Origin of the sequence: Nocardiopsis mangrovi (assembly GCF_042653925.1) — a bacterium.
GTDB classification, from domain to species: domain Bacteria; phylum Actinomycetota; class Actinomycetes; order Streptosporangiales; family Streptosporangiaceae; genus Nocardiopsis_B; species Nocardiopsis_B mangrovi.
In genome coordinates this window covers 60,438-80,018 of record NZ_JBHSFQ010000029.1, presented here as the reverse complement: position 1 = coordinate 80,018, position 19,581 = coordinate 60,438, and the positions used below count along the sequence as shown (strand labels likewise).

The 19,581-nt window shown below is 74.6% G+C and carries 17 protein-coding genes; 9 read left to right on the top strand and 8 right to left on the bottom strand.

Annotation, left to right across the window (positions count from 1 at the left end; all coding sequences use genetic code 11):
• Window positions 1–77: 77 nt before the first annotated feature.
• Both ACFO4E_RS23705 and ACFO4E_RS23700 read left to right on the top strand, forming a co-directional pair.
• A complete protein-coding gene (locus tag ACFO4E_RS23705) occupies window positions 78–1,226 on the top strand; it encodes a sensor histidine kinase (RefSeq protein ID WP_378578392.1) in 1,149 nt (382 codons plus the stop codon).
• On the top strand, window positions 1,223–1,879 hold the full coding sequence (locus tag ACFO4E_RS23700; protein WP_378578391.1) for a response regulator: 657 nt from the start codon (window positions 1,223–1,225) through the stop codon (window positions 1,877–1,879). The genes ACFO4E_RS23705 and ACFO4E_RS23700 overlap by 4 nt, the downstream gene beginning before the upstream one ends.
• A gap of 98 nt (window positions 1,880–1,977) precedes the next feature.
• Here ACFO4E_RS23700 and ACFO4E_RS23695 read toward each other — a convergent pair whose 3' ends face one another.
• Window positions 1,978–3,546, bottom strand: coding sequence for a BCCT family transporter (locus ACFO4E_RS23695; RefSeq protein WP_378578389.1), 1,569 nt, complete (start codon window positions 3,544–3,546; stop codon window positions 1,978–1,980).
• Between the two features lie 163 nt (window positions 3,547–3,709).
• Here ACFO4E_RS23695 and ACFO4E_RS23690 point away from each other — a divergent pair, with 163 nt between their 5' ends.
• A complete protein-coding gene (locus ACFO4E_RS23690) occupies window positions 3,710–4,015 on the top strand; it encodes a GntR family transcriptional regulator (protein ID WP_378578387.1) in 306 nt (101 codons plus the stop codon).
• 782 nt (window positions 4,016–4,797) lie between these two features.
• Window positions 4,798–5,781 carry an NAD-dependent epimerase/dehydratase family protein gene (locus ACFO4E_RS23685; RefSeq protein ID WP_378578386.1) on the top strand — a complete coding sequence of 328 codons (984 nt, stop codon included), beginning with the start codon at window positions 4,798–4,800 and terminating at the stop codon, window positions 5,779–5,781.
• A 272-nt stretch (window positions 5,782–6,053) separates the two neighbouring features.
• Here the strand turns inward: ACFO4E_RS23685 and ACFO4E_RS23680 are convergent, their stop codons facing one another.
• From ACFO4E_RS23680 to ACFO4E_RS23665, 4 genes are all read right to left on the bottom strand, one after another.
• Window positions 6,054–6,749 (bottom strand): glycerophosphodiester phosphodiesterase, encoded by a 696-nt coding sequence (locus ACFO4E_RS23680; protein WP_378578384.1) that lies wholly within the window; start codon window positions 6,747–6,749, stop codon window positions 6,054–6,056.
• Window positions 6,750–6,858: 109 nt separating this feature from the next.
• Complete coding sequence (locus ACFO4E_RS23675; protein WP_378578383.1) at window positions 6,859–8,202, bottom strand: ABC transporter substrate-binding protein; 1,344 nt, start codon at window positions 8,200–8,202, stop codon at window positions 6,859–6,861.
• 47 nt (window positions 8,203–8,249) lie between these two features.
• Window positions 8,250–9,161 (bottom strand): carbohydrate ABC transporter permease, encoded by a 912-nt coding sequence (locus ACFO4E_RS23670; protein WP_378578380.1) that lies wholly within the window; start codon window positions 9,159–9,161, stop codon window positions 8,250–8,252.
• Window positions 9,158–10,081, bottom strand: a complete 924-nt coding sequence (locus ACFO4E_RS23665) for a carbohydrate ABC transporter permease (RefSeq protein WP_378578378.1) — start codon at window positions 10,079–10,081, stop codon at window positions 9,158–9,160. The genes ACFO4E_RS23670 and ACFO4E_RS23665 overlap by 4 nt, the downstream gene beginning before the upstream one ends.
• Window positions 10,082–10,544: 463 nt before the next feature.
• Between ACFO4E_RS23665 and ACFO4E_RS23660 the strand changes: the two genes are divergently transcribed.
• From ACFO4E_RS23660 to ACFO4E_RS23645, 4 genes are all read left to right on the top strand, one after another.
• Window positions 10,545–12,032, top strand: coding sequence for an FGGY-family carbohydrate kinase (locus tag ACFO4E_RS23660; RefSeq protein ID WP_378578376.1), 1,488 nt, complete (start codon window positions 10,545–10,547; stop codon window positions 12,030–12,032).
• Between the two features lie 79 nt (window positions 12,033–12,111).
• Window positions 12,112–12,753, top strand: a complete 642-nt coding sequence (locus ACFO4E_RS23655; RefSeq protein WP_378578374.1) for a histidine phosphatase family protein — start codon at window positions 12,112–12,114, stop codon at window positions 12,751–12,753.
• A gap of 53 nt (window positions 12,754–12,806) precedes the next feature.
• Window positions 12,807–13,610: a DeoR/GlpR family DNA-binding transcription regulator gene (locus ACFO4E_RS23650; protein ID WP_378578372.1), complete on the top strand. Its 804-nt coding sequence runs from the start codon at window positions 12,807–12,809 to the stop codon at window positions 13,608–13,610.
• Between the two features lie 99 nt (window positions 13,611–13,709).
• Window positions 13,710–15,200: an FGGY family carbohydrate kinase gene (locus ACFO4E_RS23645; RefSeq protein ID WP_378578371.1), complete on the top strand. Its 1,491-nt coding sequence runs from the start codon at window positions 13,710–13,712 to the stop codon at window positions 15,198–15,200.
• 86 nt (window positions 15,201–15,286) lie between these two features.
• Here ACFO4E_RS23645 and ACFO4E_RS23640 read toward each other — a convergent pair whose 3' ends face one another.
• Window positions 15,287–16,450, bottom strand: coding sequence for an RNA-guided endonuclease InsQ/TnpB family protein (locus tag ACFO4E_RS23640; RefSeq protein WP_378578370.1), 1,164 nt, complete (start codon window positions 16,448–16,450; stop codon window positions 15,287–15,289).
• A gap of 143 nt (window positions 16,451–16,593) precedes the next feature.
• On the opposite strand from ACFO4E_RS23640, the gene ACFO4E_RS23635 reads away from it, so the two are divergent.
• Window positions 16,594–17,619, top strand: a complete 1,026-nt coding sequence (locus ACFO4E_RS23635; RefSeq protein ID WP_378578369.1) for a 2-hydroxyacid dehydrogenase — start codon at window positions 16,594–16,596, stop codon at window positions 17,617–17,619.
• A gap of 93 nt (window positions 17,620–17,712) precedes the next feature.
• Here ACFO4E_RS23635 and ACFO4E_RS23630 read toward each other — a convergent pair whose 3' ends face one another.
• Together ACFO4E_RS23630 and ACFO4E_RS23625 are read right to left on the bottom strand one after the other, a co-directional pair.
• Complete coding sequence (locus tag ACFO4E_RS23630) at window positions 17,713–18,216, bottom strand: GNAT family N-acetyltransferase (RefSeq protein WP_378578420.1); 504 nt, start codon at window positions 18,214–18,216, stop codon at window positions 17,713–17,715.
• 38 nt (window positions 18,217–18,254) lie between these two features.
• The gene (locus ACFO4E_RS23625) at window positions 18,255–19,304 is read right to left on the bottom strand and encodes a LacI family DNA-binding transcriptional regulator (RefSeq protein WP_378578368.1); all 1,050 of its coding nucleotides are present in this window, start codon (window positions 19,302–19,304) and stop codon (window positions 18,255–18,257) included.
• Between the last annotated feature and the right edge of the window lie 277 nt (window positions 19,305–19,581).

The following is a 19,581-nucleotide window of genomic DNA, read 5'->3' as shown; positions in this document are numbered from 1 at the left end:
GAAGGACGGGTTCCGCCCGTCCGCGACCGTACTTTCGGCCGGTTCCGCGCGAGCGGAGATCGCCTAGCCTGATCTCCATGGTGGTTCGGCTCCGGCGGGCCGGCCGGGTCCGGACCGCGGCCGACATCGGCCTCGGTGCCGTTTTCGCGGCGGCGCTCGCGTTCCAGGCATCCCAGATCGCGGCCAGCTGGGGCGGCGGCTACTGGCGGTTCGACGCCGCCGCCGGCGCGGTGGTGTGCGCGATCGCCCTGGCGCGCCGGTACGACCGCGCGTGGACGGCGGCCGCGGGCCTGTCCGTCGCCGCGGCCGCCGCCGCGGTCTCCCGGATCGCCGACCAACCCGCCGAGCCCAGCCCCGCCATGTCGCTCGCCCTATCCGTTCTGGTCGGATCCGCGGTCCGCACACTCCCGCCCCGGCCGGCCTGCGCCGTCGCGGCCGGCGGGCTCGCGGTGCCCGCCGGCTCCCTGGCCGCCGCCCTCGCCTCCTCCGCGGGGACGGCCGTGCCGTTGCTGGGCGTCGCCGGATGGCTCGCCGCCGTCGCGGCGGGGCTGGGGCCGCGGCTGCTCGCCGCCCGCCGCCGGGCCATGACCGAGGAGGTGCGCCGCGCGGAGCGCCTGGACCTGGCCCGGGAACTGCACGACGTCGTCGCCCACCACATCGCGGGCATCGTCCTCATGGCACAGGCCGCTCCCATCGCCGCGCGCACGGACCCGGGATCGGCGGCCGGGGCCTTCGCCGGCATCGAGGCGGCCGGCACCGACGCGCTGGCGGCGACGCGGCGCGTCGTCGGCCTCCTGCGCGATGGCGACGACGCCGCTCCCGCCACCCCCGGCCCGGAGAGCCTCGGGGAGCTCGTCGCGCGCTTCGAGCGCCACGGACCCGCGGTGGAGCTGCGGCTGCCCGAGGGCGAACCGGGCTGGGCGCCCGAAGTGACCAGTACGGTTCACCGGATCGTCCGGGAGTCGCTGACCAACATCGTCCGCCACGCTCCGCACGCCCGCGCGGTGACGGTCGACGTCGGCCAAGGCACGGACGCCGTGGCCGTCGAGGTGGCCGACGACGCGCCGTCCGCCGCCGCCCGCCATCCCCACCGCGGCGGGTACGGGCTCGTGGGGATGCGCGAGCGCGTCGAGTCCCTCGGCGGTACGCTGCACGCCGGCCCGCGGCCGGGGGGCGGCTGGTCGGTGCGCGCCACCCTTCCCCTGTCCGAAAACGGGCGCCCGTGACGATCCGGGTCCTGCTCGCCGACGACCAGGCGATGATCCGCGCCAGTCTGCGGATCATCCTGGAGGACCAGCCGGACATCTGTGTCGTGGCCGAGGCCGCGGACGGAGCCGAGGCGGTCGCCCTGGCCCGGCGGCTGCGCCCGGACGTGTGCCTCGTGGACATCCGGATGCCCCGGCTCGACGGCATCGAGGTCACCCGCGCCCTGGCCCGCCCCGGGCTCGCCGATCCGCTCCGGGTGGTCATGGTGACCTCCTTCGATCTCGACGAATACGTCTACGGGGCGCTGCGCGGCGGTGCGGTCGGCTTCATCCTGAAGGACGCCGGTCCGGGCCTGCTCGTGGAGGCCGTCCGGGCCGCCCACGCCGGGGACGCGCTGGTCGCGCCGTCGGTCACCCTGCGGCTGCTGCGCCACATCGCGGCCGCCGCTGCGCCGCCCGCCCGCGAGCCGGCGCGCCCGCTGTCGGAGCGCGAGACCGAGGTCGTCCGGGCCATCGCGCGGGGCCGGACCAACCAGGAGATCGCCGCCGAGCTCTTCATCTCGCTGAGCACGGTCAAGGGCCACGTCTCCGCGGTCCAGGCCAAGCTGGGGGTGCGCAACCGGGTGGAGGTCGCGGCCTGGGCCTGGGAGACGCGCCTGACGGACGCCCCGTGAGGGCCCGGAGCCGGCGCCGGGGGAAACCCCGTCCGGCGCCGGCTCCGTCGGCGGGCCCCGCGCAGCGTCCGCCGACCGCCGGCTCCACCGACGCTCCTCTAGGAGAGCGGGGTGAGGCGATCTTCCGGTGTGCCGCGAGGGCGGGGCTCCGAGGGCGGGGAGGGGTCCGCCGGTTCGGTTCTCAGGTCGCGCCACAGGCACACGACGACGCCGACGATGACGACGAGGAACGGCGCGGACGCGACGATGACGGTCTGCTGGAGGGCGTCGAGCCCTCCGGACAGCAGCAGGATGATCGCCAGGGCGCCCGTCATCGCACCCCAGAGGAGCAGGATCGGCACCCGGGGCTGGATGGAGCCGCGCGTGGTGAGCATGCCCAGGACGTAGGTGTTGGCGTCGGCGCCCGAGACGAAGAAGAGGACCGCCAGGAGCACCACCAGCGCCGCCGTGACCGCGGGAAGCGGGAACTCGGCCAGGGTGGTGAAGAACGCGCTGTTGAGGTCGGCGGCGGTGGCGCCGGCGATGTCCGTGCCGTGGTTGAGGTCGAGTTCGATGGCCGAACCGCCGAAGACGGAGAACCAGGCGAAGAAGGCCAGGCTGGGCATGCCGAGGACGACCAGGATGAACTGGCGGATGGTGCGCCCGCGGGAGATCCGGGCCAGGAACACGCCGACGAACGCGCCCCAGGACACCCACCAGGCCATCATGAAGTAGGTCCAGCCCTGGAGCCATTCGGTGTCGCCGAAGGCCGGACCGCGCAGGCTCATCAGCAGGAACTCGTCGCCGTACTGGCCCAGGGACTCCAGGAAGAGCGAGACGAGGAACGCGGTCGGGCCCAGGAAGAGCACGAACGCGAACAGCAGCAGGGCCACCGACAGGTTGATCTCGCTGATGTAGCGGATGCCGCGCTGGACGCCGGAGGCCGCCGACAGGCTGAACACGGCCGTCACCGCGATCACGATGACCACCTGGGTGGCGGTGCCCGTGGGCGTGCCCAGCAGCCGGTTCAGGCCGCTGTCGATCTGGAGTGCCCCCAGCCCCAGCGAGGTCGTGGTGCCGAACAGTGTGGCGAAGACCGTGAAGATGTCGATGACCTTGCCGGCGGGGCCGTCGGCGTGCCGGCCCAGCAGCGGCCGGAACAGGGCGCTGACCAGGCCGGGGCGCTTCTTGCGGTACATCGAGTAGCCCAGCCCCAGCCCGAAGACCGCGAAGATCGCCCAGGCGTGCAGCCCCCAGTCGTAGAAGGAGTACTGGAGCGCGCGGATCGCCGCCTGCGGCGTCCCCTCCTCGGCCAGGCCGTGGGGAGGGGCGGCGAAGTGCGAGATCGGCTCGGCGATGCCGTAGGAGACCAGGCCGATGCCCATGACCGCGCACAGGATCATGGCGATCCAGGTGTGCGTGGCGAACTCGGGCCGGTCGTCGTCCGATCCGAGCCGGATGCGGCCGTAGCGGCTGAACGCCAGGCCCGTGAGCAGGATCAGCAGCAGGAGCGGAAGCAGCAGGTAGGCCCAGCCGAACCCGAGCGTGATCCGGTCGAGGGCCGCGTTCATCGTCGCCATCTGGTGGCCGGGGGCGAGCACGCCCCAGGCCACGAACAGCGAGGAGACGGCCAGGGAGGCCCAGAAGACCGTTCCCAGGCGCCCCTTGGCGGTGGTATCGCCGCTCATCGGGCGACCCCGAGGTCGCGACGCGGGCCACGACCCACGGTGGCGCAGAAAACAATATCTTGCATGGCAGAGAACCGTTATCTCTATTGATCCAGCGTCGAGGAAAGACGTCAATCGCGTGCATCACCTGTTCAATCGCTCGCCAAGGGACTCCTGTTCGCATATGGACGTATGCACGGGCCGGCTCACCTTCTGCGGCGTGCACGAGCACTCGCCGTTCGGCGGTGACGTGGTGATGGCGGCGCCCAAGGGGACCTGGGCCCGCGTCGTGGAGGAACCTCGCAACGCGATCATCGGCTGCGCCCACCCACCGGGAGCGCCCCTGTCGGAGGTGGCGCCGGCCGAGGCCGACGGCACGAGCCGCACCCCCATCCGCGAAGCACTCGAACAGCTCCAGGTCGAGGGTCTGGTGGAGATCCGGCGCGGGTCGGCACCTTCGTGCGCCGCCCCTCGCCGCGCGAGGTGGTGAAGCTCTTCCAGCTCAAGGAGATGTCGGAAGAACCCGGTACGCGCCTGCTCGCCCGCAGGGGCCCGGTCGCCGAACTCGGCCTACTGGAGGAGAACCCCGGCCGCTCACAGACAGCGGTCGAGGCGCCGCACGCCGATGCCTGCGCGCGGCCGTTCCACGAGTTCCACCACCTCATCGTACGGGGCGCCGGCAACACCCGCCTCGCCGGCCACGACCGACAACCGATGAGCCAACGCGCCTACCACCGGCTCGTGGCCGTGCCCCGAACGGCAGGGCTCCTCGCGCAGGGCGCACCGGGTGATGGTGAACCGCGTCCGCGGGGAGGACGCCTTCGCTGTGGAACTCGCCGTGCGCGGCCACGTCCGCGCCGGCGAACGCGAGGTCATGGCCCGTGGCCGACGGCGACGTGGCCAGGGAGGATAGCCGATGCGTTCTCGATCTCCCATGCACGCGGGGCCCGGCCGACTGCACGAGTACGACCCGCCTCATGCAAGAGGCCGCGAGTTCGCCACCGCCGCCGACAAGCCGGCCACTGGTCGGGCCGGTACACCGAGCACCGCTTCGGCCACGAGGGCGATGAGATCATCCCCACCCCGTTCTGATGGGGGCCGACATCGCGACCCGTCCTGCGGTCGTGGACCGGGTGGTCCGCCGCGGCGCGCCCTTCCGGCGCCCTCCGCCGTACCCGGCGGCGGTCCATGGGTCCGCGGTTCTGCTGTGGGCGATTTCGCCCGCAGCAGGACGCGGTACCGGGCGGGGGGCGAGGCGGGCAGGGTGGGGCCATGAGACTGCTGATACTGGGCGGCACCGAGTTCGTCGGGCGCGCCATCGCGGACGAGGCGCTGGGCCGGGGCTGGGAGGTCGCCGTCTTCCACCGTGGCCGCCATCCGGCGCCGCCCGGGGTGACCGACCTGATCGGCGACCGCACCGCACCGGGCGGGCGGGCCGCGCTGGCCCGGGGGACGTGGGACGCGGTGGTGGACACCTGGGCGGGGGCGCCCCGGGCCGTGCGCGAGACGGCGCGGCTGCTGGCCGGCCGGGCCGGACACTACGTGTACGTCTCCAGCAGGTCGGTGTACGCCGCCCCGGCGCCGGCCGGGCTCGCCGAGGACGGACCGCTGGTGGACGGTGCGCCGGGTGACGGCGACGCGGACTACGCGCGGGCCAAGCGGGGCGGCGAGCTGGCGGCGGCGGAATCGTTCGCAGACCGGGCGCTGCTGGTGCGCGCGGGCCTCATCCTCGGCCCGGGCGAGAACATCGGGCGGCTGCCGTGGTGGCTGCGGCGGATCGCGCGCGGCGGCCCCGTGCTGGCGCCGGGGCCGCGCGGGCTGGCGTTGCAGTACATCGACGCCCGCGACCTCGCCGCCTGGGCGGCCGACGCCGTCGAGGCGGGGCGCGGCGGCGCCTACAACCTGGTCAGCCCGCCGGGGCACACCACGATGGGCGGGCTGCTGGCCGCCTGCGTGCGCGCCACCGGCGGCCCGGCCGAGCTGCGCTGGAGCGATCCGGAGGCGATCCTCGCCGCGGGTATCGAGCCGTGGACGGCCCTGCCGATCTGGCTGCCGCCCGGGGAGCTGTACGACACCCTGCACCGGGGCGACGTCGCCAAGGCGCTCGCGACGGGGCTGCGCTGCCGCCCGGTGGCGGAGACGGTGGCCGACACGTGGGCGTGGCTCGAAGGGCTGGGCGGCGTGCCGCCGCAGCGCCCCGACCGCCCCGTGGTCGGCCTCGCCCCCGATGTGGAGGCGGCCTTCCTTCGCGGCTGACCGGCCCCGTTCCCCGGCGCGCCCGCGGCCGAGGCACCGCCGGAGCGGCCGGGCGGCGCCCGTGTTCGCAATGGGGGGGACGGGCGCCCCTTGTCCACGCGTGCCGGTGCCCTGCCGTGGGGCGGGTCGTGGCGGCGCTCTGGCCGAGGCGTCCACTCCGCACCGGGCGCAGTCTCCGCCCGCGCGGCCGGCGGCACGGATCTCCACGCCACGTACGGACCGGACGCGCGCCGCCGTGCCCGCCCCTGCGGGGGGCGCGGCGGCGCGCGGGCTCAGGCGGTGCTCGGGGCGGCGCGGACGAGGTGGGGGTTGTCGGTGGTGACGCCGTCGATGCCCATGGCCACGACCTCGGCGAACGTCCGGGCGTCCGGGACCGGCCAGGCGGTCGCCTGGAGGCCCGCGGCGTGGCAGGCGTCGACGTGGTCGCGGGTCAGTCCTTCGATGCCGCACAGCACGGTGCCGGCCCCCGCGTCGCGGGCGGCGTCGACCAGCTCTGCTCCGGTGGCCGGTGCCCGGTGGGTGATCAGCCCGACGGGGGTATCGGGGCGCAGGCGGCGGACCTCGCGCAGGACGGCGGCGTCGAAGGAGGTCACCAGGGTCCGGGCGGCGAGGGCGGGGGCGGCGTCGAGCAGCCCGGCCAGCGCCGGGGCCACCGCCGGGTCCTTGATCTCGGCCTGGACGCGGACGGGGATCGCGTCGACGGCCTCGGCGAAGGTGGGCACGCGCGTCTCGGGGTCGGGGTCGAGCGCGCGGATCTCCGCCAGGGTGAGGTCGGCGATGCGGGCGCCGGTTCCCCCGGTGCGGGCCAGGTCGGAGTCGTGGAGCAGCACGAGGTGGCCGTCGCGGGAGAGGCGCAGGTCGAGCTCGATCTCGTCGCAGCCCTCGGCGACGGCGCGGCGGAATGAGCGCAGGGTGTTCTCCGGCTCCAGGCCCATCGCGCCGCGGTGGCCGGTGATGGTGGGGGGCATGGCGGGTGCTCCTCGTCGGTGTCGTCGGTGTGGCTGGCCGGTGGCCGCCGGGGGCGTGTGGGCGCCCCCGGCGGCGGGGCCGGGCGGCCGTGGCCTCTTCGCGGCCGGGTCAGGCGACCTTGGCCTCGTACTGGTCGCGTACCTGGTCGGCGATCGCCTCGGCCCGGCGCTGGACGCCGGCGAAGACGTCGGACGCGGGCTCGTTGTCGGCCCAGATGCGCTGGAGGCCGCCGTAGACGGCGACGTTGACGCCGCGGCCGAACCGGCGGATGTCGTCAGTGGCGCGGGCGGTGGGCAGCTGGTCGATGGACACCGCGAAGTTGGGGTCGTCGGCCATCCTCTGCCGCAATTCGCCGTCCTCGGTGGCGGCCTTGACGGTGGGCAGGTAGCCGGTGGTGACCGTCCAGTACGCGGAGTTCTCCGGGCGGGCGGCGAACTTCAGGAACTCGAACGCGGCCTCCTTGCGCTCGGCGGCGGCGTTGCGCATGATCGACATCCCGCCGCCCCCGGTCGCGACGCCCGATTCCAGCTGGGCGGGGACGAACCCGGCCCCGACCGAGAAGCCGGCGCCCTCGGTGATGCCGCCGAGCGCGCCGGTGGACTCCTGGATGGTGGCGACGACGCCGTTGGTGAAGTCGGTCTTGGCGCTGGCGGCCATGTAGGCGTGGCCGTCGGCGACCAGGCGGCGCTGCCATTCGCCCGCCTCGACCACGGCCTCACTGTCGATGGCGGGGTCGAGGCCGTCGGAGAGGGCGCCGCCCCACTGCCACACCGCGCCCTGGAACATCCAGTCGCCGTCGATCTGGTTGTAGGCGTGGCTGCGCAGCGGCCGGCCGCCGGCGCTGAGGGCGTGCAGCTCGGGTGCCCATTCGCGCATCTCGTCCCAGGTCTCGGGGGCGCGGTCGGGCAGGCCGGCGGCCTCGAAGAGGTCGCGGTTGTAGTAGAACATCGGGGTGCTGCGGGCGAAGGGCAGCCACCAGCTCTCGTCGCGCAGGACGCCTTCGGCGAAGAGCTGGTCGTTGTAGACGTCGCCGGAGAACCCGCCGGTGAAGTAGCCGTTGAGGGGTTCGAGGGCGTCGTTGAGGTAGAACCGCGGCCAGGTGACCTCGGAGAACACCGCGATGTCGGGTACCTGGCGGGCGACGAGGGCGGCGGCGACCTTCTGGGCGTTGTCGTCGTAGCTGCCCTGGAACTGGGCTTCGACGTAGATGTCGTCCTGCTCGTCGTTGAAGCGCGCGACCAGGGTGCCGAGCGCCTCCCCGGGGACGTCGCCCCAGGTGTGCCACAGGACGACGCGGGTCCGGCCGGCGAACTCGGGGGACGGCGCTCCGGCGGGCTGGGCGTAGACGGCGTCGGCGGGGCGGAACCCGCAGGAGGACAGGGCCAGTCCCAGCGCGGCGGCCGAGGACAGTCCCAGGAAGCGCCTGCGGTCCAGGCCGCGGGGGGTCGCCATGGTGGTGGGCCTTTCGTGGTCGGCGGCGCGGCGGCGCGGTGCGGGCCTCACCCCTTCACCGCGCCCTGGGTGAGCCCGCCCACGATGTGGCGCTGGGCGATGAGGAAGATGAGCAGCATCGGCGCGAGGACCATCACCGCGCCGGCCATGATCGTTCCCCAGTTGGCCAGCCCCTCCTGGTTCTTGAGCATCATCAGGCCGATGGGCAGGGTGCGCATGTGGTCGGAGTTGGTGACGATGAGCGGCCAGATGAAGTTGTTCCACTCCTCCACGACCGTGATGATCACGACGGTGAGCAGGATCGGCCGCGACACCGGGAGCACGATGCCGAAGAGGATGCGCAGGTGCCCGGCTCCGTCGACCTTGGCGGCCTCGATGAGTTCGCGCGGGATGGTCATCATGTGCTGGCGCAGCAGGAAGGTGGCGAACACCGATCCGATGCCGGGCAGGATCAGGCCGGCGTAGGTGTTGACCCAGCCCAGGCCGGCGACGGTGAGGAAATTCGGCAAGAGGACGACGTGGCCGGGGACCATCATGGCGCCCAGGAGCACGAGGAACAGCCACTGCTTGCGGGGGAAGGCCAGGAAGGAGAACGCGTAGGCGGTGAGGACCGCGTTGAGGATCTTGAGGGCGGTCCCGGCCACGGTGGTGACGGCGGAGTTGAGGAAGAACCGGTCGAAGGGGGCCGCGTTCCAGGCCAGGGCGAAGTTGTCCCAGGAGGGGTCCCGCGGCCACCAGACGGGCGGGAAGCTGTAGATCTCGTCGGGGGTCTTCACGGCGGTGGTGAAGAGCCAGTACAGCGGTCCGACGAAGACCGCCGCGACGCCGATGAGCAGGACGTACTTGACGAAGGTGGCCGCGGAGCGGACGGCGCGCGGGCCGCCGGCGCGGGCGGTGCGGCGCGGGGCGGACGTTCCGGGGGCCGGGGCGCTGCGCGGTTCGGCGATGGTGCCGCTCATCGGTAGTGCACCCTTTTCTCCAGGTAGCGGGTCTGCAGCCCTGTCATCAGGAGCAGGACGAGGAACATGACGATCGAGGTCGTCGCGGCGCGTCCGGCGTCGAAGGCGCGGAAGCCCTGGTCGTAGATCAGCCAGCTGAGGATGGTGGTGGAGCCGGCCGGTCCGCCGCTGGTCATGACGGCGATGACGTCGAACGCCTGGAAGGTGCCGATGACCGTCGTGATGAGCACGAAGAAGGTGATGGGGGTCAGCAGCGGCAGGGTGATGCGGCGCAGCAGCGTCCAGGGGCCGGCGCCGTCGATGGCGGCGGCGTGGTAGATGTCCTTGGGCAGCGCTTGGAGGCCGGCGAGGTAGATGAGGGCGGCGAAGCCGACGTTCTTCCACAGGTAGACGATGATCAGGCCGGGCAGCGCCCAGTCCGAGGACGTCATCCAGTCGGGCGAGGGGACGCCCAGGGGTTGCAGGACCGCCCGCAGCAGGCCGTAGCCGGGGTCGAAGACGAAGAGCCAGACGGTGGCGACGGCGGCCCCGGAGAGGATGTGCGGGGCGAAGGCGACCGTGCGCACCAGGCCGCGGCCCTTGAGCGGCTGGTCGAACAGCAGCGCGAGCGCGAGGCCCGCGGCGATGCTGCCGGCGGTGATCGCGGCGGTGAAGACGACGGTGATGCCCAGGACGCGGTGGAACTCGGGGTCGGTGAAGGTCGCGGCGTAGTTGCCGATCCCGGCGAAGCCGGGCCGGGGGGCGATCATGTTCCAGTCGGTGAAGCTCAGGAACAGGTTGTAGAGCACCGGCCAGTAGGCGAAGACGCCGATGGCGATGAAGTTCGGGGCGATGAAGGCCAGGAAGAGCAGGTGCTCGCGGCGCGCGCGCCGGCGTTTCGGCAGGGGGCGCGCCGCGGGGAGCGGCGTGGCCGCGCTCATCGGCGGCCTTGGCGCGGCCGGGCCGGGGCGCGCCCGGGGGCGCTGGCGGCCGACCGGGTGGACCGGTGCTGCGTGCTCATGGGTTCCCTCGGCGGTCTCGGCGGTGCGGGCGCGCTGCCAGCGACAACGCACCCGTTGACGCGGGTCTGTTCGGGCGGATGTGAAGTTAGCATCGACTTTTGTTGCCTACAAGATCCCCAAACCGGCCGAATCCGGGCCCGCGATGCCGCCGCGCGCACCCCCGGAGATCGCGGCGGCGGGATCCCGGTCACGGAGATCTCCCGTCTCCGCAGGCCATAAGGCGAGGCATCGTCGCCCCTCCACCACCGCCGGGGATCGCGTACACGGGCGCACGCCGCCTCGGCGGCCGCCCTTGAGTGTTAACCCCTTGATCACTTCACATTTTCTCTGTTAAGAAATAGGGCGTCGTATCGTCATCGGAGTCGAGGAGGGGCGGAACGGTGTGCTGAAGGACCAGACCGGCGAGGGGCGCGTGTGGATCGGCGTCGACATCGGGACGCAGAGCGTCCGCGTCCTCGCCGTCACCGCACAGGGCGGCGTGGCCGGGAGCGGCACCGCCCCCCTGCACGGCACCCGCACCCCCCAGGGCCGCCACGAGCAGGACCCGGCCCAGTGGTGGGCGGCGCTGGGCGCCGCCGCCCGGAGCGCGGTCGCCGGCCTGGGCCCCGGCCGGATCGCCGCGGTCGCCCTGTGCGGCACCTCCGGGTCGTTCCTGCTCACCGACGGCGCCGGCCGGCCGCTGACCCCCGCCTTCATGTACGACGACGCCCGCGCCCGCGCCGAGGCGGCCGACGTCCAGGCGGCCGGCGCGGACACCTGGGCCCGGCTGGGCTACACGATGCAGCCGTCGTGGGCGCTGCCCAAGCTCGTGTGGGCGCTGCGCGCGGGTCTGCCCGGGGTCCGCCGCGGCGCCGTCCGGCTGGCCCACCAGCCCGACCACCTGGTGTCGCGACTGGTGGGGCACCGCGTCGCGACCGACTCCAGCCACGCGCTGAAGACCGGCTACTCCCCCGCCGACGGCGGCTGGCCCGGCGCCGTCATGGACGCGCTCGGCGTCCCCGAGGGCGTCCTGCCCGACGTCGTGGCGCCGGGCACGCTCCTGGGCCGCATCAGTGCCGAGGGCGCCGGGCACACCGGGCTTCCGGCCGGCGTGCCCGTGGTGGCCGGGATGACGGACGGCTGCGCGGCCCAGATCGCCGCGGGGGCGCTGGAGCCCGGCCAGTGGAACTCGGTCCTGGGCACCACGCTGGTCCTGAAGGGCGTCACCGAGGACCTGCTGCACGACCCCTCCGGGGCGGTCTACAGCCACCGCCACCCCGATGGCGGCTGGCTGCCCGGCGGCGCCTCCAGCGTCGGAGCGGGCGCGATCGCCGACCGCTTTCCCGGCCGCGACCCGCGGGACCTCGACGCGCTGGCCGCCGCCCGCACGGGGGTCCCGGCCCCGCTGTATCCGCTGCGGGGCCGCGGCGAGCGGTTCCCGTTCCTGCGCCCCGACGCCGAGGGCTTCGAGGCGGGCGCGTTCGCCGACGACGCGGAGCGCCACCTCGCGGTGCTCTACGGGGTGGCCTATGTGGAGCGGCTGAGCCTGGCCCACCTGCGCGGCCTGGGTGCGCGCGTGGCGGCGGTCTCGCTGACCGGCGGCGGCGCCCGCAGCCGCCTGTGGACCCAGATCCGCGCCGACGTCCTGGGGATGCCGGTGCGCCTGCCCGAGCAGTCGGAGCCGGCGTTCGGGATGGCGGTGCTGGCCGCGGCGCGCGGGTCGGTGCGCCGCTCCGCCCGCGCCATGGTGCGCACGCACGTGGTCGTCGACCCGCGCCCGGACCACCGCGCGGCCGCCGACGAGGGCTACCACCGCATGCTGGCCGAGCTGGCCCGCCGCGACTACCTGCCGCCGCACCTCGCCCCCGCCGCGACCGAGGGGACCGCCTGATGCGGCGGCACCCACCGACCCCGCGGGCGCACGCCGCGTGCCCCGGCGCAGGCCGGGGCCACGACCACCGGAGCCGAACATGAGCACGACCGTCGTCCTGGCCCGCCACGGCCGCACCCCCTGGCACGCCGACAACCGCTACGCCGGCTCCAGCGACGTCCCCATCGACGAGGTCGGGCGCCTCCAGGCCGCCGGGCTCGCGGCGTGGGCGCGCGGCTTCCTCCCCGACGCGCTGTTCTGCTCCCCGCTGCTGCGCGCCCGCCAGACGGCCGCCCCGGTCGCCGAGGCCACCGGCCTGACCGCGCGCGTGGACGACCGGATCCGCGAGGTCGCGTTCGGCGTCGCCGAGGGGCGCACGCTGGACGAGCTGGACTCCGGGGTCGTCGCCCGCTTCCGGGACGACCCGGTCGCCCACGCCTTCCCCGACGGGGAGGACCCCCGGGAGGCGGCCGCGCGCGCCGCGGCGTGGGTGCGCGAGGCCGCGCTCGCCCACGAGGGCGGGCGGGTGCTCGCGATCGCGCACAACACGCTGCTGCGGCTGCTGGTCTGCCACGTCATGGGCGCGCCGCTGCGCGACTACCGCCGGGTGCTGCCCAAGCTCGACTCCACCTGCCTGGTGCGGCTGCGGGTCGACCGCTCCGCGATCGCGCTGGAGGCCTACAACGTCCCGCCGGCCGCCGCGGTCGAAGCCGGCGCCCGGGAGCGGGAGACTCGGACCTGATGCCGCGGTGGGCGGACAGGGCGGACCGCGGTGCGGGTGACGAGGGAGGAACGATGACGGCGGAGGAGAGCGGAACCGAGCCGGGCGAGCGCAACCGGCCGGCCCGCAGGCGGGCGGAGGTCGCCGAGTACATCCTGCACCACGGGTCGGTGCCGGCGGCGGAGCTGGCCGAGGTGTTCGGGGTGAGCGTGATGACCGTGCACCGCGACCTCGACGAGCTGGAACGCCAGGGGGTGGTGCGCAAGTTCCGGGGCGGGGCCAGCGCGCAGCCCTCCAGCGTGTTCGAGAGCAACGTCGCCTACCGGATGCGCACCGCGCAGGCGGAGAAGCAGGCGCTGGCCGCCTACGCGCGCACCCTCGTGGAGCCGGGCATGGCCGTGATGCTGGACGACTCCACCACCACGCTGGCGCTGGCCCGGCTGCTGCCCGGCCTGGGCCCGCTCACGGTCGCCACCAACTTCCTGGAGGCCATCAAGCTGGTCAGCTCGGAGGAGGGGATCCGGCTGCTCGCCCTGGGCGGGGAGTACCACCACGCCCACGACTCCTTCCTCGGCGTGCCCTGCATCGAGGCCATCGAGGCGCTCCAGGTCGACCTGCTCTTCGCGTCGACCTCCGCCGTCTCCCCCACCCACGCCTTCCACCAGGAGCAGGAGATCGTGCTCGTCAAGCGCGCGATGATGCGCTCGGCCCGGCGCTCGGTCCTGCTCGTCGACCACGCCAAGCTCGAACGCACCGCGCTGCACCGGCTCGCACCCCTCACCGATTTCGACCTCATCGTGGTCGACGGGCACACGCCCGAGAGCGGGCTGCGGGCGCTGCGCGACCACGGCGCCGAGGTGGCGGTCGCTCCGTTGTGACCCCCTGATGCCCCGCCTTCCCACCCACCCGATGCGGGCGGGCCCCGCCCACCCGCCGACCACCCCTCCCCTGGTTCCACCGGCCGGATAGGACACCGCATGTTCGTCGGCATCGACATCGGAACGACCATCACCAAGGCCGTCGCCTTCGACGAGGACGGCACCGAGGCCGCGGTCGCGACCTCGCCCACGCGGCTGCACACCCCCGCGCCCGGCCACTACGAGCACGACGTCGAGGAGATCGTGCGGGGGGTGGGGCGCGTCGCGGCGGAGGTCGCCGGCGGCACCGCGCCGCGGGCCGTGGGGATCACCGCACAGGGCGACGGCCTGTGGCTGACCGATGGGGCGGGCGCGGCGGTGCGCCCGGCCATCTCCTGGATGGACGCCCGCGCCGCCCCGATCGTGCGGCGGTGGATGGCCGACGGCACCGCAGCGGAGGTGTTCGCCCGTTGCGGCGGCATGGTGTTCCCCGGCGCGGCGGCGCCCCTGCTGGCCGCGGTCGCCGAGGCCGAGCCCGAGACGCTGCGCCGGGCGGCCACCGCGGGCTACTGCAAGGACGTCGTGATGCGGCGTCTGACGGGGATGCGCGCCACCGACGTCTCCGACGCCTCCATGCCGTTCCTGGATCCGCGGACCCGCGCCTACGACCCGGGCGTGCTGGAGGCGTGCGGCCTGGGCGGGTGGGACCACCTGCTGGCGCCGGTCGCCCCCGCCCACGGGCCGCTGGCCCCGCTGGCCGACGGCGGCCTGACCGCGCTGCCCGAGGGGACACCCGTCTCCTGCGGGCCCTACGACCTGCCGGCGGCCGCGATGGGCGCCGGCGTCGTCCGGCCCGGCGACGCGCTGATCACGATCGGCACCACCCTGGCCTGCCAGGTCGTCACCGCCGAGCCCGCCCCCGACGACGTCCCCGCCGGGCTGCTCCTGGGCACGTGGACACCGGGGCGCTGGCTGCGGGCGATGCCGGCCATGGTGGGCACGGCCGCGCTGGACCGCGTGCTCGCCCTGGTCGGGGCGCGGCCGGCGGACCTGTCCGGCCTGCTCGCGCAGAGTCCGCCCGGCGCCCGCGGGGTCACCGCCCTGCCGTTCTGGTCGCCCGCCGGGGAGCGCGCCCCGTTCGTCGAGCCGGCGGCGCGCGGCTCCTTCGACGGCATCGACCTCGCCACCTCGCCGGCCGACCTGGTGCGCGCGGTGTGCGAGGCGGTCGCCTACGCCGCCCGGCACTGCCTGGAGGCGGCGGGCTGGAACGGGCGGGTCGTGGTCTGCGGCGGCGGGGCGCGCACCGACGGCTGGGCGGCGATCTTCGCGTCGGTCCTGGGCCGGCCGCTGCACGCCGCGCAGGGCGCCGAGGTCGGCGCCCGCGGCGCGGTGCTGGGCGCGATGGCCGCCCTCGGGCACGCCGCCGACCTCGACCGCTGGACCGCGACCACCCGCGTCCACGACCCCGACCCCGGGGCGGCCGCGTTCTACGACGCGGGCTACGCGCACTACCTCGGCCGGGTGGCCGCCGCGCGCGAGCGCTGGCGCGCCGAGCACGGATCACCATCCACCACGACGGGAGACCACGTCCTGTCAACTTCTCGGCCCTGAAGGACCGAGCTTGTCACCTGGTCCATGAAAGGTCGTGATTGCAAGTGGAGCGCGACCGGCTGCCGCGTGGTCCCCTGCGTCCGGAACTACCTCGCGGTGGTTCTGGGGCGGTTGACCGCGCCCCGCTGCCACACGGCATCGGCCCGGTAGGCGATGTTGCGGGAGCCGTTGATGTCCGCGTGCAGCACCACGCCGCAGGAACGGCACGCGAACCGTGCTTGTGTCGCCCGGTTGGCCCGGTGGGTGTGCCGGCATACCGAGCACTGGCGGGAGGTGTAGCGCGGGTCCACGACGACCACGGGCACACCCGCCCGTCGTGCTTTGTACTCGATGAAGGCGCCGAGCTGGGCGAAGGCCCACGCATGCAGCCGGGACCGCTGGTTCTTCTTGGCCGTGACCCTCTGCCGGATGCCGGACAGGTCTTCCAGTCCGATACCCCGGGAGGTGCGTTCAGCGGTGGCGACGAGCTTCTTGGCGATAATGTGGTTGCGCTGGGCGGTGTAGCGGGATTCCCTGCGGCGGATGCGCTTGAGGGCGCGCCTGGCGGACTTGGTGCGCTTCTTCTGCAACTTCTGCCGCAGGTCCCTGTGGCGCCGGCGGTAGCGGTCGATGCGGCGGCCGGACATGACCTGCCCGTCGGAGGTGGTCGCGATGTTGACAATGCCCAGGTCCACACCGAGGAACCCGTCCGGCCCGTACGGGGCGGGTTCGGGCAGGTCGATGGTGGCGGCAAGGAAGAACATCCCGTCGCGCATCATCAGGTCCGACTCGCCCTTGCGGGAGGCCAGCAGCTTCAACGCCTCCGGCGAGCACACGAACGGGACGCCCTTCAAGCGCCCGGCCACGGTCCAGACGGACACCGTCCGCTGGTCGAGGTTCCAGGTCAGGATACGGTCGTCGTAGGGCTGGGCCGCATCCTCACGGAAGAAGATCGGTGTGGCGTCCGCTTTCGTCCGGCGCTTCGCACCCTCGGGGCCGAGGTTCCCGGCCTTGATGTTCGCCTTCAGCGTTGTGTAGGCGTCCACCACCTTCTTGATGGTGCGCACCGCCGGTTGCGCGGCGAGACCGAAGACGGCCTTGGTGTCGTGGTAAACGGCCTGCTGCAACTCGTTGCGCCGGAACAGGCCCCGGGCGTGCGCGGTCTCAGATACCCACGTCGCGGCCCGGTTGCAGGCACGCAGGGTCGCCGCCAGCGCGTCCGCGTCATGAGCGGACGCAGGCATCAGCTTCACCTGCGCGACGATCTTCACGCAGAGCACCCTAGTACGACCGATCACCGGAAGTGACCTTGTCTTCACAATACGACGAAGAGAACTCCGCCGCTGCGCGGCTCCGCTCCGGGAAAGCCATTCCTCCTGGGGCTGAAGCCCCGGGCTTCCTGGCAAGAAAACAGGTGAAGGTCCTCACCGCGGGCGACCACTTCGTCCTCAACCCGCTCCTGGCCGACGCCCTGCGCGCGCGGGTCGACGCGCCCCTGGAGCTGTCGGAGGTCACCCTGCCGTGGCCGCTCACCCCGTTCGGGAGGGTCGCCGAGGTCGACGAGGCGTCCGACGCCGAGGACGCGCTGATCGCGGCGCTGCCCGGCGTCGAGGTCGCCGTGACCCAGATGGGGCCGTTCACCGAACGGGTGCTGGAGGCGGCCGACGCCCTCAAGCTGATCGTGTGCTGCCGCGGCGGGCCGGTGAACATCAACACCGCGGCCGCCGCCGAGCGGGGGATCGCGGTCGTCGCGACCCCGGGCCGCAACGCGGTAGCCGCGGCCGAGCACACCATCGCGCTGCTGCTGGCGGCCATGCGGGCGATCCCGCGCACGCACGCCGGCGTGCTGGCGGGCGAATGGCGCAGCGACCTGTACGCGTTCGAGGAGTGCGGCCGGGAGCTGGGCGGCGCGGCGGTCGGGCTGGTGGGCTACGGCGCGATCGGACGGCGGGTCGCGCGGGTGCTGCACGCCTTCGACGCGCGCGTGCTGGTGGCCGACCCCTACGCCGATCCCGCTGCGATGGACCCCTTCGTCGAGCAGGTCCCCTTGGCGGAGCTGCTGCCGCGCGTCGGCGCGCTGAGCCTGCACGCCCGCCTGACCGCGGACACCCGCGGCCTCATCGGGGCGGCGGAGATCGCCGCTCTGCCCCGGGGCGCGGTGCTGGTGAACACCGCGCGCGGCGGCCTCCTGGACTACGGCGCTGTCACCGGGGCGCTGGCGTCGGGCCACCTCGCCGCCGCCGGCTTCGACGTCTTCCCCGAGGAGCCCCTGGCCGCGGACTCGCCTCTGCGGTCGTCGCCCAACGTGGTCCTCACCCCGCACCTCGCCGGGGCCACGCGCCAGACGGCCGAGCGGGCGGCGGCGCTGGCGGCCGGCGCGGTGGCCGACTTCCTGGCGGGGCGCACCCCGGAGGGGCTGGTGGCCCCGCCTGCGTCCTGAGAGCACGCCGTCCCCGCATTCGGGAGTACGCCGGACCGGAACGGGCGGGCCGCGGCGCGCCCGCTCCGGGCCCCGGCCGGCCCTGGAGGCGCCCTACGGCGGCCCCAGGGCCTTCTCGAACAGGGTGCACGGCAGCAGCTCGCCTCCGGGAAAGGTGGCGCGGCCGACCTCGCGGTAGCCGCGGTCCCGGTAGTAGCGGCGCAGCGGCCGGTTGCCCGCCACGCAGTCCAGGCGCACGGTGTCCCGGCCCGCCGCGCGCACGCGCCGCTCGGCCCAGTCGAGCAGCCCGGCGCCGATGCCCCGGCCGGTGTGGGAGCGGGCGACCATCAGCCCGTGTACGTACCCGGCGGGCCCCACGGCGGCGGGGTCGCCCCAGATGCCGGGGTCGGCCCAGACCACCCGGACGGCGCCGACGAGGCCGGCCGGGTCGCGGAGCACGAACAGCTCCCCCGCCCGCGCCTGGTCGGCGAAGGCCGCGGCGGGGACCTCACCGGGCCGCCACTGCTCGATCCCCCGGTCGAGCTGCCAGCGCGCCGCCTGGTCGCGCAGCGCCGCCAGAGCGGGCGCGTCGGCCGGGTCGGCGGGGACGGGTGCCATCGTCACGCCGGCCATGCGACCACACTCGGTGCCCCGGATCAACCGGTTCCCGGCTCGCCGCCGCCGGGTTCCGGGGGCGGCGGGGCGGTGCTGGCCCGCCGGGTCAGGACCGGCAGCGGTGTGGGAACGTGGGCGGCCGGTTCGCCGGCGATCAGGCGGAGCAGGGACGCGGCCGCGCGGCGGCCGTGCTCGGGGATGTCGCGGGCGACGGCGGTCAGGGCGGGGCGGGCCAGCCCGCACAGCGGGGAGTCGTCCCAGGCGATGACGGAGAGCTGATCGGGAACGCCGATGCCCAGTTCGTGGGCGGCCCCCAGGGCGGCCAGCGCCATGACGTCGTTGTCGAAGACCAGGGCGGTGGGGCGGCCGGGGCGCGTGAGCAGGCGCCGGGTGGCGCGTGCCCCGTCCTCGCCGGTGTAGTCCGTGTGCACGACCGGCGGCCGGTCGAGGCCGGCGTCCAGGGCGGCCTCGGCGAACGCGGTGTCGCGGTCGCGGGTGTGCAGGAGCGCGGGCGGGCCGGCGACCCGGGCGATGCGCCGGTGACCGAGGGCCGCGAGGTGGCCCACCGCCGCGCGGACCCCGGCGGCGTCGTCGCTCCACACGCACGGCAGGCCCGCGCCGGGCGCCGGCGGGCCCAGCGCCACCGCGGGCAGGCCGATGTCGGCGACCAGGTCCACCCGCGGGTCGCCGGCGCGCAGGTCGACCAGGAGCACGCCGTCGACGCGCCGCTCCGCCCACCAGTCGCGATAGGTGTCGAGCTCGGCTCGGCGGTCGTCGATGACCTGGAGCAGCAGCGAGGTGCGCGAGCGCGGCCCCAGCTCGGCCTGGATGCCGGAGACGAGCTGCATGAAGAAGGGCTCGATGCCGAGCACGTGCGCGGGGCGGTCGACGACCAGGCCGATGGCGCCGCTGCGCCCGCCGGTCAGGGCGCGCGCCGCTGCGCTGGGCCGCCAGCCGAGGTCGCCCGCGATGCGCAGGATGCGCGCGCGGGTCTCGGGGGCGACGCCGGGCTTGCCGTTGAGCGCGTAGGAGACCGATCCGGTCGAGACCCCCGCCGCCTCGGCGATGTCGGCAATGGTCAGCCGCCGCACCCCGCCCCCTGTCCGTGTCGGGAGGCCCACAGGATAGCCGAGCGGGCGGCGCCGGCCGGCCGCGGGTCGTTGCCCGCGGCCGGGCCGCCGGGGAGGGGAACGCAGCGTGACCGCGCGGGTGGAACCGGTGTTGACGAAACACGGCGGGCTGCCGATGATGACTTAAGCGCTTCAGAACCGTCATCGGCCCCAGTCGGCCCCGGCCCGGTCCGCCCCCACTCCTCCGCGCTCCCTCCACGACGACTCCCCTCTTGTCCGCGGCGCCTGCGGACCGGCC

What these genes read in the sequence shown, in the direction of transcription:
- ACFO4E_RS23655 (WP_378578374.1), top strand. Translation starts at nt 12,112, where the DNA reads ATGAGCACGACCGTCGTCCTGGCCCGCCACGGCCGCACCCCCTGGCAC.
- ACFO4E_RS23670 (WP_378578380.1), bottom strand. Translation starts at nt 9,161, where the DNA reads ATGAGCGGCACCATCGCCGAACCGCGCAGCGCCCCGGCCCCCGGAACG.
- ACFO4E_RS23685 (WP_378578386.1), top strand. Translation starts at nt 4,798, where the DNA reads ATGAGACTGCTGATACTGGGCGGCACCGAGTTCGTCGGGCGCGCCATC.
- ACFO4E_RS23665 (WP_378578378.1), bottom strand. Translation starts at nt 10,081, where the DNA reads ATGAGCGCGGCCACGCCGCTCCCCGCGGCGCGCCCCCTGCCGAAACGC.
- ACFO4E_RS23645 (WP_378578371.1), top strand. Translation starts at nt 13,710, where the DNA reads ATGTTCGTCGGCATCGACATCGGAACGACCATCACCAAGGCCGTCGCC.
- ACFO4E_RS23695 (WP_378578389.1), bottom strand. Translation starts at nt 3,546, where the DNA reads ATGAGCGGCGATACCACCGCCAAGGGGCGCCTGGGAACGGTCTTCTGG.
- ACFO4E_RS23680 (WP_378578384.1), bottom strand. Translation starts at nt 6,749, where the DNA reads ATGCCCCCCACCATCACCGGCCACCGCGGCGCGATGGGCCTGGAGCCG.
- ACFO4E_RS23690 (WP_378578387.1), top strand. Translation starts at nt 3,710, where the DNA reads ATGGACGTATGCACGGGCCGGCTCACCTTCTGCGGCGTGCACGAGCAC.
- ACFO4E_RS23630 (WP_378578420.1), bottom strand. Translation starts at nt 18,216, where the DNA reads ATGGCACCCGTCCCCGCCGACCCGGCCGACGCGCCCGCTCTGGCGGCG.
- ACFO4E_RS23675 (WP_378578383.1), bottom strand. Translation starts at nt 8,202, where the DNA reads ATGGCGACCCCCCGCGGCCTGGACCGCAGGCGCTTCCTGGGACTGTCC.
- ACFO4E_RS23705 (WP_378578392.1), top strand. Translation starts at nt 78, where the DNA reads ATGGTGGTTCGGCTCCGGCGGGCCGGCCGGGTCCGGACCGCGGCCGAC.
- ACFO4E_RS23650 (WP_378578372.1), top strand. Translation starts at nt 12,807, where the DNA reads ATGACGGCGGAGGAGAGCGGAACCGAGCCGGGCGAGCGCAACCGGCCG.